At 64.4% G+C, this 14,014-nt stretch carries 13 protein-coding genes; 8 read left to right on the top strand and 5 right to left on the bottom strand.

Annotated elements, in window-relative coordinates; genetic code table 11:
- The first annotated feature begins 39 nt into the window (after window positions 1–39).
- Window positions 40–1,407 (top strand): tRNA uridine-5-carboxymethylaminomethyl(34) synthesis GTPase MnmE, encoded by a 1,368-nt coding sequence (gene mnmE, locus IOC61_RS10095; RefSeq protein WP_195688691.1) that lies wholly within the window; start codon window positions 40–42, stop codon window positions 1,405–1,407.
- 89 nt (window positions 1,408–1,496) lie between these two features.
- On the opposite strand, the gene IOC61_RS10090 is transcribed toward mnmE, so the two are convergent.
- Complete coding sequence (locus IOC61_RS10090; protein WP_195688690.1) at window positions 1,497–2,363, bottom strand: MurR/RpiR family transcriptional regulator; 867 nt, start codon at window positions 2,361–2,363, stop codon at window positions 1,497–1,499.
- 110 nt (window positions 2,364–2,473) lie between these two features.
- On the opposite strand from IOC61_RS10090, the gene IOC61_RS10085 reads away from it, so the two are divergent.
- The 7 genes from IOC61_RS10085 to IOC61_RS10055 all read left to right on the top strand — a co-directional run bounded on the left by IOC61_RS10085 (window position 2,474) and on the right by IOC61_RS10055 (window position 10,483).
- On the top strand, window positions 2,474–3,280 hold the full coding sequence (locus IOC61_RS10085; protein ID WP_195688689.1) for an N-formylglutamate amidohydrolase: 807 nt from the start codon (window positions 2,474–2,476) through the stop codon (window positions 3,278–3,280).
- A complete protein-coding gene (locus IOC61_RS10080) occupies window positions 3,273–3,869 on the top strand; it encodes a TRAP transporter small permease subunit (RefSeq protein WP_195688688.1) in 597 nt (198 codons plus the stop codon). Before IOC61_RS10085 ends, IOC61_RS10080 begins: the two co-directional genes overlap by 8 nt.
- Complete coding sequence (locus IOC61_RS10075) at window positions 3,869–5,191, top strand: TRAP transporter large permease (protein ID WP_195688687.1); 1,323 nt, start codon at window positions 3,869–3,871, stop codon at window positions 5,189–5,191. Before IOC61_RS10080 ends, IOC61_RS10075 begins: the two co-directional genes overlap by 1 nt.
- A 141-nt stretch (window positions 5,192–5,332) precedes the next feature.
- Complete coding sequence (locus tag IOC61_RS10070) at window positions 5,333–6,385, top strand: TRAP transporter substrate-binding protein (protein WP_195688686.1); 1,053 nt, start codon at window positions 5,333–5,335, stop codon at window positions 6,383–6,385.
- Window positions 6,386–6,477: 92 nt separating this feature from the next.
- Complete coding sequence (locus IOC61_RS10065) at window positions 6,478–7,848, top strand: glutamine synthetase family protein (protein WP_195688685.1); 1,371 nt, start codon at window positions 6,478–6,480, stop codon at window positions 7,846–7,848.
- Window positions 7,849–7,890: 42 nt separating this feature from the next.
- Entirely contained in the window at window positions 7,891–9,273 is a 1,383-nt protein-coding gene (locus IOC61_RS10060; protein ID WP_195688684.1) for an aldehyde dehydrogenase family protein, read from the top strand.
- A gap of 64 nt (window positions 9,274–9,337) precedes the next feature.
- A complete protein-coding gene (locus IOC61_RS10055) occupies window positions 9,338–10,483 on the top strand; it encodes an iron-containing alcohol dehydrogenase (protein ID WP_195688683.1) in 1,146 nt (381 codons plus the stop codon).
- Window positions 10,484–10,503: 20 nt separating this feature from the next.
- Here the strand turns inward: IOC61_RS10055 and IOC61_RS10050 are convergent, their stop codons facing one another.
- From IOC61_RS10050 to rdgB, 4 genes are all read right to left on the bottom strand, one after another.
- Complete coding sequence (locus IOC61_RS10050; RefSeq protein WP_195688682.1) at window positions 10,504–11,352, bottom strand: 23S rRNA (adenine(2030)-N(6))-methyltransferase RlmJ; 849 nt, start codon at window positions 11,350–11,352, stop codon at window positions 10,504–10,506.
- A 90-nt stretch (window positions 11,353–11,442) separates the two neighbouring features.
- Complete coding sequence (locus tag IOC61_RS10045; RefSeq protein ID WP_195688681.1) at window positions 11,443–12,120, bottom strand: OmpA family protein; 678 nt, start codon at window positions 12,118–12,120, stop codon at window positions 11,443–11,445.
- A 92-nt stretch (window positions 12,121–12,212) separates the two neighbouring features.
- Window positions 12,213–13,394, bottom strand: coding sequence for a radical SAM family heme chaperone HemW (hemW, locus tag IOC61_RS10040; protein WP_195688680.1), 1,182 nt, complete (start codon window positions 13,392–13,394; stop codon window positions 12,213–12,215).
- Entirely contained in the window at window positions 13,394–14,008 is a 615-nt protein-coding gene (gene rdgB, locus IOC61_RS10035) for an RdgB/HAM1 family non-canonical purine NTP pyrophosphatase (protein WP_195688679.1), read from the bottom strand. The genes hemW and rdgB overlap by 1 nt, the downstream gene beginning before the upstream one ends.
- Window positions 14,009–14,014 lie beyond the last annotated feature (6 nt).

The raw sequence follows: 14,014 nt of genomic DNA, 5'->3' as shown, positions 1-14,014 counted from the left end.
GCGCAACGACAATGCCTGCATCACGCATAGGAGACCCCCATGGCCCCGCTTCACGACCAGGACACCATCGCCGCACTGGCCACGCCGCCGGGACGCGGCGGCGTCGGCATCATCCGGGTCTCAGGCCCGCTCTGTGCAATGATCGCCAAGGCGGTGGTGGGCCACTCCCCCGCACCTCGTCACGCGCACTATGGACCCTTTCGAGGCGGCGGCGGCGTGATCGATGAAGGCATCGCGCTCTTCTTCCCCGGGCCACACTCCTTCACCGGGGAGGATGTCCTCGAGCTGCAGGGGCATGGTGGTCCGGTGATCATGGATCTGCTGCTCGGCCGCTGCCTCGAGCTGGGGGCCCGCCCCGCCCGTCCGGGGGAGTTCTCCGAGCGCGCCTTCCTCAACGACAAGCTCGACCTCGCCCAGGCCGAGGCGATCGCCGACCTGATCGATGCCAGCTCCCAGGCCGCGGCGGAAAATGCCTTGCGCTCCCTGCAGGGGGACTTCTCCAGGCGTGTCGAGGGCCTGGTGGAGCGTCTGATCGAGCTGCGCATCTATGTGGAGGCGGCCATCGACTTCCCCGAAGAGGAGATCGACTTCCTGGGTGACGGCCGGGTGGCGGCGATGCTCGCCGAGGTAAAGGCGGAGCTGGCCATGGTGCGTGCCGCCGCCGGCCAGGGCGCACTGATGCGTGAGGGCATGAACGTGGTGATCGCCGGCCGGCCCAATGCCGGCAAGTCGAGCCTGCTCAATGCCCTGACCGAGCAGGAGACGGCCATCGTCACCGATATAGCCGGCACCACTCGGGACGTGCTGCGCGAGCATATCCATATCGACGGCATGCCGCTGCATGTGATCGACACCGCCGGCCTGCGCGACACGCCGGACGCCGTGGAGCGGATCGGTGTGGCTCGCGCCTGGGCGGAGATCGAGAAGGCCGACCGGGTGCTGCTGCTGGTCGATGCCGCGGCCACCGACGCTACCGACCCGATGGCCATCTGGCCGGAGTTCGTGGCCCGGCTACCCGATCCTTCTCGGCTGACCCTGGTACGCAACAAGATCGACGCCAGCGAAGAGCGCCCGGGGCTCGACTTGTCCACACCCACTCCCATCGTGAAGCTCTCGGCGAAGACCACGGAGGGTGTGGATAACCTGAAGGCGCATCTCAAGGAGGTGATGGGCTTCAACGCCACGGCGGAGGGACGCTTCTCGGCCCGTCGGCGCCACCTCGATGCCCTGGACCGTGCCGAGGAGGCACTGGAGAACGGAGAAGCCCAGCTCACCGGCCACGGCGCCGGCGAGCTGCTCGCCGAGGACCTGCGTGATGCCCAGCAGGCGCTGGGCCAGATCACCGGTGAGTTCAGCGCCGATGATCTGCTCGGCGAGATTTTCGGTAGCTTCTGTATCGGCAAGTAGATAAGCATGCGAGAGCTTCGACGGCTTCTGTATCGGCAAGTAGATAAGCATGCGAGATCTTCGGCAGCTTCTGGATCGACCAGAAGCGTTCACTTGCGAAAGAAGTGCGTCTTGTCGAACAGCTCGTCCAGTCGCTCGTAGCGATCACGGACCTCCGGCCATCGCTGCTCCTGGACCGCGGCGATCATCGCCTCGAGCAGCAGCAGGGTGGAGACGCTGGAGTCCCACCCGGAAGGAATCTCCACCCAGCAGTTGAAGGTCACATCGGCCACACTCGAGATCGGTGATCCCCACTGGTCGGTACACAGCACGATGGCCACGCCACGCTGGCCGACCAGCTCGGCCAGGCGCAGCAGGTTGGTCTCGTAACGGCGGATATCGAAGATCAGCAGGGTATCCCCGGGCTGCATGTCGAGCACGTAATGGGGCCAGGTACCCGAGGAGTCGCTCAGATGAGTGACTCGAGGGCGAACCGCCTGCAGATGGGTGAAGGCGTAGTCGGCCAGGGCATGAGTGATGCGTCCACCGACGATATAGAGCTGATGCTCGGCATCGGCCATTCGGTGAACCGCCCGATCGAACTGCTCCAGCTCTATCTGGGCGAAGGTCTGCTCAAGGTTATGGCGAACCGCATGGGTGAAGCGGTTCAACAGGTGCGTCTCGGGCGCCTCGGTGAGCCAGCTGTTGCGCCGCTGGGTCGGGCCCACCCCGCGGGCCTCCAGCTCCTCGAGCAGCGCCTGATGAAACTGAGGATAGCCCTTGAAACCAAGCTTCTTGACCATTCGCGCCACGGTCGGCGAGGAGACCCCTGCGTTGCCGGCGACGCTGGTAATCGAGGCGAGCCCCGCCGCCGGGTAGTTCTCCAGCAGGGTATTGGCCAGCTTGCGCTCGGACTGGGTCAGTACCGAGTAGTGCTGGCGGATAAGCTCACGCACGGTAGCCTTGAGGGTCGTCAAGCATCACCTGTCTGTGGCACGCCATGGCGGTGTGAACGGCGCTTCTGAAGAAATCTTGACATGCTGATCAACTCCCGTCTATATCTTTACAAGACCGTGGAGGAAGCACGATGTCAACAACAACAACGTCAACAACAGTGACATCCCCGAGCGTAGAGCTGCACAACCCTGCCGGCATGGGGCCGGTGATATTATTGTGCGAACACGCATCGCATCATATCCCCACGCCCTATCACGAACTGGGTCTCGCCCCCCGTCACCGCTACAGCCATGCGGCCTGGGACCCAGGAGCCCGCGAGCTGGCCCTGCGGCTCTCACAGGCGCTGGATGCGCCCCTGGTGGCCAGCCGTGTGTCGCGACTGGTGTATGACTGCAATCGCCCGCCCGAGGCGGCCAGCGCCATGCCCGAGCGCTCCGAGATCATCGAGGTCCCGGGCAATCGTCGGCTGACACCTGCCCAGCGCCAAGCCCGTATCGAGTCCGTCTACCTTCCCTTCTGCGCCAGCGTGACCCGGGTCATCGAGTCTCGCACCGAGCAACACCATCCCACCGCGCTGGTCACCGTGCACAGCTTCACCCCCGACTACCACGGCCGACGAAGGGCGGTGGAGATCGGTGTGCTCCACGACGCCGACAGCCGCCTGGCCGATGCCATGCTGGTCCAGGCACCACGTCTGGCGCACCGCAAGGTAGAGCGCAACGCGCCCTACGGGCCCGAAGACGGCGTGACCCACTCGCTGAAGTTGCATGGCATCGGCCATGGGCTGCCCAACGTGATGCTCGAGATCCGCAACGACCTGCTGGCCACCCCCGAGGCCATCCACACCCTGGCCGACGAGCTGCTGCAACTGCTCGAACCGGCTCTGGTGGCACTGGGGTTGATCCGCCCCGGCCCGAAAGGATCCCCCCATGCCTAGCCTGATCCGTGGCTATATCCGTGCCATCGACGCTCTCAACCGCGTCATCGGACGGGCCGCCATGTACCTGATCTTCGTGCTGATCGGCGTGCTGCTGTGGTCGTCGACCTCCAAGGTGTTCCTGACTCCCTCGATGTGGACGCTCGAGACCGCCCAGTTCGTCATGGTGGCCTACTTCGTGCTGGGTGGCCCCTACTCGATCCAGCTGGGTTCGAACGTTCGCATGGATCTGTTCTACGGCGACTGGAGCCTGAAGACCAAGGCCTGGGTCGATGCCTTCACGGTGTGCTTTCTGCTCTTCTATCTGGGGGTGCTGCTGTATGGCGGACTGGTATCGACCGCCTACTCGCTGGGTTACTTCGGCAGCGAACCCTTCGCCTTCCTGTTCAACCTGGGATGGACCTTCCTGACCCAGGGCTCCTCGGCAGCGGGGGAGATGATCGGCTTCCTGGAGCGCAGCCCCACCGCCTGGCGGCCGTGGCTCTGGCCGATCAAGACCCTGCTGTGCATCGGGATTTTTCTGATGATTCTTCAATCCCTTGCCGAATTTTTCCGGGATATCGGCCGGCTTCGCGGAGTGGACATCTGATGTCGTACGAGATGATCGCCATCGTCATGTTCAGCTCGATGATGCTGATGCTGATGACCGGACAGCGGGTATTCGGCGCCATCGGCTTCGTCGGCGCCCTGGCCGGCGTGCTCCTCTGGGGCACGGGAGGGGTGGATATTCCCTTCTCCTCGGCCATGAAGCTGATGAAGTGGTACCCGCTACTGACCCTGCCGATGTTCGTCTTCATGGGCTATGTGCTGTCGGAAAGCCGCATCGCCGACGATCTGTATCGGATGTTTCATGTCTGGATGGGCCCGGTAAGGGGAGGCCTGGCCATCGGGACCATCGGCCTGATGGTGCTGATCTCGGCCATGAACGGGCTTTCGGTGGCGGGCATGGCCATTGGCGCCACCATCGCCCTGCCCGAACTGCTGCGACGTGGCTACGACAAGATCATGGTCACCGGGGTCATACAGGCAGGCTCGAGCCTGGGGATTCTCGTGCCACCCTCCGTGGTGCTGGTGCTCTACGCCATGATCGCCCGTCAGCCGGTGGGCCAGCTATGGCTGGCCGGGGTGCTGCCGGGGCTGATGATGGCGACGCTGTTTATCCTCTACATCTACTTTCGCTGTCGCCTGCAGCCCGAGCTGGGACCGGTGCTGCCCGCCGAGGAGCGCGATGTGCCCATGGCGGAAAAGCTGCGCCTGCTGCGCGCGGGCGTGCTGCCGCTGGTGATCTTCGCGGTGATGATGGTGCCCTTCGTCAAGGGCTGGACCTCGCTGGTCGAAAGCTCGGCGGTGGGGGCCACGGCGGCCCTGCTGGCGGCCATCCTCAAGGGACGCATGACGCGCCGGGTATTCGAGGTATCGGTGCGCCAGACCCTGGCGATCTCCTGCATGTTCATGTGGATCATCCTCGCCGCCCTGGCCTTCGGCGCCATCTTCGATGGGCTGGGTGCGGTCAAGGCGATCGAGAGCCTGTTCACGGAGAAGCTGGGACTATCGCCATGGCTGATCCTGATCCTGATGCAGCTCAGCTTCATCGTGATGGGAACCTTCCTCGACGACACCGCCATGCTGGTGATCGTGGCGCCGCTTTATGTGCCGCTGGTCGATGCGCTGGGCTTCGATCTGATCTGGTACGGCGTGCTCTACACCATCACCACCCAGATCGCCTACATGACCCCGCCATTCGGCTACAACCTGTTCCTGATGCGCGCCATGGCCCCTCCCGAGATCGGCCTGCGCGACATCTATCGTTCGATCATCCCCTTCGTGTTCGTGATGACCGTGGCCCTGAGCCTGGTGATGCTGTTCCCACAGATCGCCCTGTGGCTGCCCGGCTATGTCTATGGCCACTAGACATATCAATGACATCGACTTGGCGTTGGCTTCGGGTCTCATCGCCATGAAAGGGGCTCTCAGGGAGGAGCGCCAAGAGCGTAAAACCAGGAAAAGACGAGCGTTATCAACAGTGTTATGAAATAGCAGGAGAGCGACACAATGACAACAAGACGCAAGTTTCTGATCACCGCCGCCGCCGGAGCCGCCATGGCACCGCTGGCCAGCCGCGTCATGGCGCAGTCCCAGGACGAGCCCACCATCAAGTGGCGCATGCAGACCTACGCCGGCGCCGCACTGGCCGAGCACGTCGCCAAGCCGGCCATCGACCTGTTCAACCGCATCGCCGGAGACCGCATGCAGATCGAGCTGTTCTACGCCGATCAGCTGGTGCCTACCGGCGAGCTGTTCCGTGCCCTGCAGCGCGGCACCATCGACGCGGTGCAGTCTGACGACGACTCCATGGCCTCACCCACGGAGGTGACCGTGTTCGGCGGCTACTTCCCCTTCGGGTCGCGCTATAGCCTGGATGTCCCGGTGCTGTTCAACCAGTACGGACTCAAGGAGATCTGGGAGGAGGAGTACGCCAAGGTCGGCGTCAAGCACGTCAGCGCCGGCGCCTGGGACCCCTGCCATTTCGTCACCAAGGAGCCGATTCGCAGCCTCAAGGATCTCGAGGGCAAGCGTATCTTCACCTTCCCCACCGCCGGGCGCTTCCTGTCACAGTTCGGTGTGGTACCGGTGACGCTCCCCTGGGAGGACATCGAGGTGGCCGTGCAGACCGGCGAGCTGGACGGTATCGCCTGGTCCGGTATCACCGAGGACTACACGGTGGGCTGGGCCGATGTCACCAACTACTTCCTGACCAACAACATCTCGGGGGCCTGGATTGGCCACTTCTTCGTCAATATGGAGCGCTGGAATGCGCTGCCCGAGGATCTTCGGCTGCTGTTCGAGGTGTGCTGCGAGCAGTCTCACTATTATCGCCAGCACTGGTACTGGGGCGGTGAGGCCAGGCTGCGGGTGCATGGCGACAAGCTCGAACTCACCTCCATCCCCGATGCCGAGTGGGATCAGGTGGAGAATGCCGCCCAGGAGTTCTGGGACGAAATCGCCGCCCAGTCGGAGACCAAGGCCAAGGTGGTCGAGATCTTCAAGCAGTACAACGCCGACATGCGCAAGGCCGGCCGTCCCTACCGCTACACCGACGCCTGAGCTATCACACCCCCGGCTACGCCGGGCTCAAAGCCCACCGCGCCCCGACACCGTCGGGACGCGGCACGGCGACCCCATAAGGAGCCATGGAAATGAACAGTGCAGTGACGCTGGATGCCCTGGAAGACCTAGCGGATCGGGTCAAAAACGGTGAGGTGGACACGGTGCTGGCGTGTTTCGTCGATATGCAGGGCCGCCTGATGGGCAAGCGGCTGCATGCGCACCACTTCATCGACGGAGGCTGGCGGGAGACTCACTGCTGCAACTATCTGCTGGCCACCGATCTGGAGATGGAGACCCCGGATGGCTATGCCAGCACCTCCTGGCAGGCCGGGTACGGCGACTACATCATGCGCCCCGATCTGACCACGCTACGCCCCCTGCCCTGGCTCGAGGGCACGGTGCTGGTGCTGTGTGACGTGCTGGATCACCACACCCACGAGCCCGTGCCCCATTCACCCCGAGCGATGCTGAAGCGCCAGCTGGCACGTCTGAGTGATCTGGGACTGAGCGCGATGATGGCCACCGAGCTGGAATTCTTCCTGTTCGAGAAGAGCTTCGATGAGATCCGCCGGGGGGACTTCCGCGACCTGCAGCCGATCAGTGGCTACAACGAGGACTACCATATCTTCCAGACCAGCAAGGAGGAGCATGTGATGCGTCCGGTGCGCAATCATCTCCACGCCGCCGGGATACCCATCGAGGGGACCAAGGGGGAAGCCGGCAGGGGTCAGGAAGAGCTCAATATTCGCTACGCACCGGCGCTCGATACCGCCGACTATCACACCATCGCCAAGCACGCGATCAAGGAGATCGCCTGGCAGCAGGGTCGCGCGGTGACCTTTCTGCCCAAGTGGCACCACGCTCATTCGGGCAGCTCCAGCCATATTCATCAGTCATTGTTTCGAGATGGATCGTCCGCCTTCTTCGATGAGGATGACGACCTGGGCATGTCGCCACTGATGAAGCACTACCTGGCCGGACTGCTGCACTACGCCACCGATACCACCTACTTCCTGGCGCCCTACGTCAACAGCTACAAGCGTTTCCAGAAGGGCTCCTTCGCCCCGACGCGCACGGTGTGGTCGGTGGATAACCGCACCGCCGGCTTCCGCCTCTGTGCAGCGGGTACCGAGGCGGTACGGGTGGAAAACCGCATCGGCGGCTCCGACCTGAACCCCTACCTGGCCATGGCGGCCCAGCTGGCCGCCGGCATTCGCGGGATCACCGAGGAGCTGGCGCTATCGCCGCCGGCCAAGGGCGACACCTACAGCGGCGACAGTGGCTTGATTCCGCAGAATCTGCGCGATGCCAGGGATGCTCTCGCAGGCTCCACGATGCTGCGCGAGTCATTGGGCGACGATGTGGTCGATCACTACGTGCGCGCCGCCGAGGTCGAGCTGGAAGCGTTCGACCAGGTGGTGACCCAGTTCGAGGTGGCACGCGGCTTCGAGCGTGCCTGAGAGAGTCACTGCTACAACGATTTCAGCCTATCGGAGAGGATAATGGGCCAGACACTGCAATGCATCTCACCAATCGACGGCACGGTCTATGCCGAACGCCTGACGCTGTCACCCGACGCCGCCCGACAGGCGGCACGACAGGCGCGTCAGGCCCAGCTCGAGTGGGCGGCACGTCCGCTGCAGGAGCGTATCGACCGCGTCCTGGGTGGCATCACCGCGGTGGGTGAGATGAACGACGTTATCGTTCCCGAGCTGGCCCGGATGATGGGGCGGCCGGTGCGCTACGGGGGCGAGTTCGGCGGCTTCGAGGAGCGCGGCCGACACATGGCTTCCATCGCCCAGGAGGCGCTGGCCGATATCAGGGTCGGCGACGACCCCGGCCTCAAGCGCTATATCAAGCGTGTCCCTCACGGCGTGGTGCTGGTGGTCGCGCCCTGGAACTACCCCTACATGACCGCCATCAACAGCGTCGCCCCGGCACTGATCGCCGGCAACAGCGTGCTCCTCAAGCACGCCACCCAGACCCTGCTGGTGGGTGAGCGCATGGCTCAGGCGTTCCACGCAGCAGGGGTGCCCGAGGCGGTGTTCCAGAACGTCTTCCTCGATCACGCCACCACTTCGACGCTGATCGCCGAGGGGAGCTTCGATTTCATCAACTTTACCGGCTCGGTGAACGCCGGCCGCACCCTGGAGCAAGCGGCGGCAGGCACCTTTACCGGCATGGCCCTGGAGCTGGGGGGCAAGGACCCGGGCTATGTGATGGAGGACGCCGACCTCGACGCCGCCGTCGCCACCCTGATCGACGCCGCGATGTTCAACTCCGGCCAGTGCTGCTGCGGCATCGAGCGCATCTACGTGCACGAAAGCCTCTTCGACGCCTTTGTCGAGAAAGCCGTGGCACTCGTCGAGGGCTACCGGCTGGGCAACCCGCTGGAAGAGACCACCGATATCGGACCCATGGCCCATGTGCGCTTCGCCGCCGAGGTACGTGCCCAGATCGATGAGGCGGTCGCTGCCGGCGCCACGGCGCATATCGCCACAAAACCCCAGGACGACGGCGGTGCCTACCTCACGCCGCAGATCCTGACCGACGTAACCCACGACATGCGGGTGATGCGCGACGAGAGCTTCGGTCCGGTGGTGGGCATCATGCCCGTCGCCGATGATGCCGAGGCGATTCGTCTGATGAATGACAGCCCCTTCGGGCTGACCGCGAGCCTATGGACCACCGACGCCGCACGTGCCCGGCATATCGGCGACCAGCTCCAGACCGGCACCGTGTTCATGAACCGCGCCGACTACCTCGACCCTGCGCTGTGCTGGACCGGCTGCAAGGATACCGGCCGCGGCGGCTCACTCTCGGTCATCGGCTACCACAACCTGACCCGCCCCAAGTCCTACTACCTCCAGGCGCCATCGGGCTAACCGATACCAGGCATCGAACACGCCCCGAACGGGGCAACGCTTACTATCCGAGGAAGGTAACAACATGACGCTGACGGGAAACTGGTCCTACCCCACCGCCATCCGCTTCGGCGCAGGGCGGATTGGCGAACTACCCGAGGCCTGTGCCCAGGCCGGCATCCGCCGCCCCCTGTTGGTAACCGACAGGGGGCTGGCCACCCTGCCCATCACTCAAGCCACGCTGGATATCCTCGAGGCGGCCGGCCTCGGACGCGCGCTGTTCGCCGAAGTCGACCCCAATCCCAATGACACCAACCTGGCGGCCGGAGTGGAGGCGTACCGGGACGGCAACCATGACGGTGTCATTGCCTTTGGAGGGGGGTCCGGGCTCGACCTGGGCAAGATGGTAGCCTTCATGGCCGGCCAGACGCGCCCGGTGTGGGACTTCGAGGATATCGATGACTGGTGGACCCGTGCCGACGCCGAGGCGATCGCCCCCATCGTCGCGGTGCCTACCACCGCCGGAACCGGCTCGGAGGTAGGGCGGGCCAGCGTGATCACCAACTCCCTAACTCACGAGAAGAAGATCATCTTCCATCCCAGGGTGCTGCCCTCGGTGGTGATCTGCGACCCCGAGCTCACCGTCGGCATGCCGAAGCCGATCACAGCCGGTACCGGCCTGGATGCCTTTGCACACTGCGTCGAGGCATTCTCCAGCCCCCACTATCACCCCATGAGCCAGGGCATCGCCCTCGAGGGCATGCGTCTGGTCAAGGAGTATCTGCCGCGCGCCTATGCCGATGGCGGCGACATCGAGGCCCGCGGCCAGATGATGAGCGCGGCGATGATGGGCTCCACCGCCTTTCAGAAAGGCCTGGGGGCCATCCATGCGATGAGTCATCCCATCGGGGCGCTGTTCAATAGCCACCATGGCACCACCAATGCCATCTGCATGCCGGCGGTACTCGATCTCAACGCCGAGGCGATCCGCGAGCGCTTCGACATGGCCGCTGCCTACCTGGGCATCGAAGGCGGTTTCGATGGCTTCCGCACCTTTGTACAGACGCTCAACGACCGGCTGGGCATTCCCCGTACCCTCTCCGAGATAGGAGTGACCGAGGATCGCATCGACGAGCTGACCCGCATGGCCCTTCAGGACCCCAGCTGCGGAGGTAACCCCATCGTGCTGACCCAGGACAATCTCGAGGCACTGTTCAGGCGCTGCCTGTAATCCCTTCGACTCTCTGCCCGCTACTCGCCCACCCACCAGTCGGCCTGGTAGCGGGCCTCTCGCGACAGCAGCGGTGCCACCCGCGCCATGGCCCCGGCCAGGCGCTTATCGAGCCCCCAGGGCGGATTGATCACCAGCATGCCGCTGCCATACATGCCGCGCTCGCCCTCCCTGGGGGCATGCTGCAGGAACTCGCTGCGCCATACCTTGCGCAGGCCATGCGCCTTCACCGCCTCGAGCAGCTCATGGTGGCGCCCCGCCGGCAGCAGCGGGTACCACACCAGCACCACGGCATGACGCGCCTTGTGCAGGGTCGTCGACAGCGTATCGGCCACCTCGACATACTCCTGCTTGCGCTCGTAACTGGGGTCGATCAGCACACAGAGACGCGGCGTCTTCACCGGCAAGCGCTCCACGAGCCCCTTCAAGCCATCGCCGTGGATCGTGCGAACGGCGCCCCCCAGCACCTGGTCCGCCAGGTGATCATGCTCCCCGGGATGCAGCTCGAAGAGCAGCTGACGATCCTGGGAGCGCCGGCGCTGGCTCATCCACCAGGGCGACCCTGGGTAATGGCTCAACCGTGACGGATCCGACTGTACCTCGGCCAGTGCCACCAGCCAGTCATGCAGAAGCCCATCCGTCGAAAGCGACTCACGGGACTCCCATAGCGGCAGAACCCCCTGATGGTACTCATGCAGCCGAGCCGTCTCCTCCGCGGCCAGGGGATAGAGGCCTCGGCCGGCGTGAGTATCAATAAACGTAACAGGTGATTCTTTACGTAATAAATGATCGATGACCCCGTACAGGGTCAAGTGTTTATGAACGTCGGCGAAGTTGCCGGCATGATAGGCGTGCTGATAGGAGAGCATGGAGCGGGTCCGCGAATCGGCCAGAAAGAGAAAGGGCTCGCCACACCAGTGACGAGCCCGAAGGGTTACCGCTCGCTGTCGCGGTAGCGCTTACTCGAAGCGACTCTGGATGGGAGAGAGGGTAATCTCGACCCGACGGTTCTGGGCACGCCCCTGCTCGGTGTTGTTGTTGGCCACCGGCTGGTTCTCGCCATAGCCGGTCATGTTGAGACGACCGCTCGCCACACCGGCCTGGGAGAGGTAGTTGCCGACGGCCTGGGCACGACGCTCGGAGAGGCGCTGGTTATAACCGGCATCGCCTGTGCTGTCGGTATGCCCACCGATATTGACGCGGGTGTCGTCATACTGGGTCAGCACCCTGGCCACATCATTGAGGGCATTACGCGCATTGGAGGTCAGTTCGCTGGAGTCGAAGCCGAAGGTGACCTCGCTGGGCATGTTCAGCACGATATCGTCACCGCGACGGTCGACACCAATGCCGGTGCCCTGGGTGCTCTGGCGAAGCTGCTGCTCCTGACGATCCATGTAGGCACCGACACCGGCACCCGCGGCGGCGCCCACGGCGGCACCCACCAGGGCACGATCGCGACGGCTGGTGCTGCCGTCACCGCTCAGGGCACCGGCGGCGGCCCCCACCACGGCGCCGATGGCGGCACCGGTCCCCGTCTGGTTGCGGTTGGTCTGACCGCTATAGGGATCCGTAGTGGCACAACCCGCCAGCAGAACGGCGGCTGCCAGCGGGGCAACAAGGCGGAATGGCTTGGTCATCGTGATTATCTCCTTGGTTCGGTGGCCCGGTCGATCATCCATGGGGCCATTGAGGGCAAAGGTTGCGATGAGCCTTTACACGGGCGGCATCGTCACTGCTCGTCGATCGATGCCAGCAATTCATTCAAGAATAGTAGACCTCGCGGGGTAGCTTGAAGCCTGTGGCCGGCTTCCATCAACAATCCTTTTTCACGGGCGGTCGCGAGACGTTCGGCCAGCACGGCTTCCGGTAGGCCGGTGGACTCACGCCAGAGCGCCATCGGCACCCCCTCGGGGAGTCGCAGGACATTCATGGCGAACTCCAGCGGCAGATCGGCCTCGCCGACGCGATGCGCATCGGCAACGAAGCCGCGCGGGTCATGCCGCCGGCGCAGATAGGCCTCGGGCTGACGACTCTTCCAGCGGCGTTCGATACGCAAGCCGCCCTCCTCGCCGGGTAGGCTCAACTTGCCATGGGCGCCGGCCCCGATGCCCAGGTAGTCACCGAACCGCCAGTAGTTGAGATTATGCCGCGATCGATAGCCCTCTCTCGCATAGGCCGAGATCTCGTAACGGTGATAACCCGAAGCCTCGAGACGCTCATGGCCCCGATCCTGGATCTCCCACAGCGCTTCCTCCTCGGGCAGAGCCGGCGGATAGCGGTAGAACTCCGTATTGGGTTCCAGGGTGAGCTGATACCAGGAGAGATGCTCGGGTCCCAGCGCCTGGGCACGCTCAAGATCCTGCAGCGCCTGTTCGGGGGTCTGGCCCGGCAACCCATGCATCAGATCGACATTGAGGTTGTCGAAACCGGCCTCGCGGGCTTCGGCAAAGGCGGCCTCGGCGTCATCACCACTGTGGATGCGGCCCAGTGCCTCGAGCTGCGCCGCCTGGAAGCTCTGGATACCCAGCGACAGGCGGTTGATGCCCACCTCTCGGTAGCCGGCGAAGCGACCGCGCTCTAGGGTGCCGGGATTGGCCTCGAGGGTGATCTCGATATCGCGGGCCAGGGGCAGCCGCTCGGAAACCCCCGTCAGCAGGCGACGATAGAAGCCTGAAGAGAGCAGACTCGGGGTGCCGCCGCCGATAAAGAGGCTGACCAGCTCGCGCTCCCCCGCCAGCGGCAGGTCGGCGTCCAGATCGGCGAGCAAGGCCTCGAGATAGGCCTCCTCGGGCAGCCCGGCATCGCGGCCGACCCCATGCGAGTTGAAGTCGCAGTAGGGGCACTTGCGCACACACCAGGGCACGTGGACATAGAGGGCCAAGGGCGGAAGCACCGGGGACGGAAATGCCATCAGCGGCTCCCGTCGACTCGGCGGAACGGCTCGACCAGAGCCTGCAACGCCCGCCCCCGGTGACTCAAGCGGTTCTTCTCCGCCGCCGACAGCTCGGCGGCACTCATGCCCTGATCGGGCAGCCAGAACAGCGGATCATAACCGAAGCCACCCTCGCCACGCGGATGGGCGAGGATCTGCCCCTCCCAGCTACACTGCACGATCAGCGGCACCGGGTCCTCGGGATGGCGAAGGTACACGAGTACACACCAGTAGCGTGCATCGCGGGCCCCTTCGGGAACCTCGGCCAGCGCCTCGAGCAGCTTCGCATTGTTGCGCGCATCGCTCTTCGGTTCGCCGGCATAGCGGGCCGAATAGATACCGGGTGCCCCCTCGAGGGCGTCGACCTCGAGGCCCGAATCATCGGCCAGCGCCGGCAGGCCACTGACACGACTGGCCTCACGCGCCTTCAATAGAGCGTTTTCGACGAAGGTCAGGCCGCTCTCCTCCACCTCGGCGACGGCAAAGTCCGACTGTGGGAATACCTGGCAGCCCAGCGGCCCCAGCAGCTGGGCGAATTCACGCAGCTTGCCGGCATTACCGCTGGCAAGCACCAGACGAGCGGGAGTGATCATGACATT

The sequence above is a fragment of the Halomonas sp. KAO genome (assembly GCF_015595025.1).
In the GTDB taxonomy this organism is placed as follows: Bacteria; Pseudomonadota; Gammaproteobacteria; order Pseudomonadales; family Halomonadaceae; genus Halomonas.
Note: the sequence above shows the minus strand (reverse complement) of the source record. Positions and strands in the feature narration are given on the sequence as shown.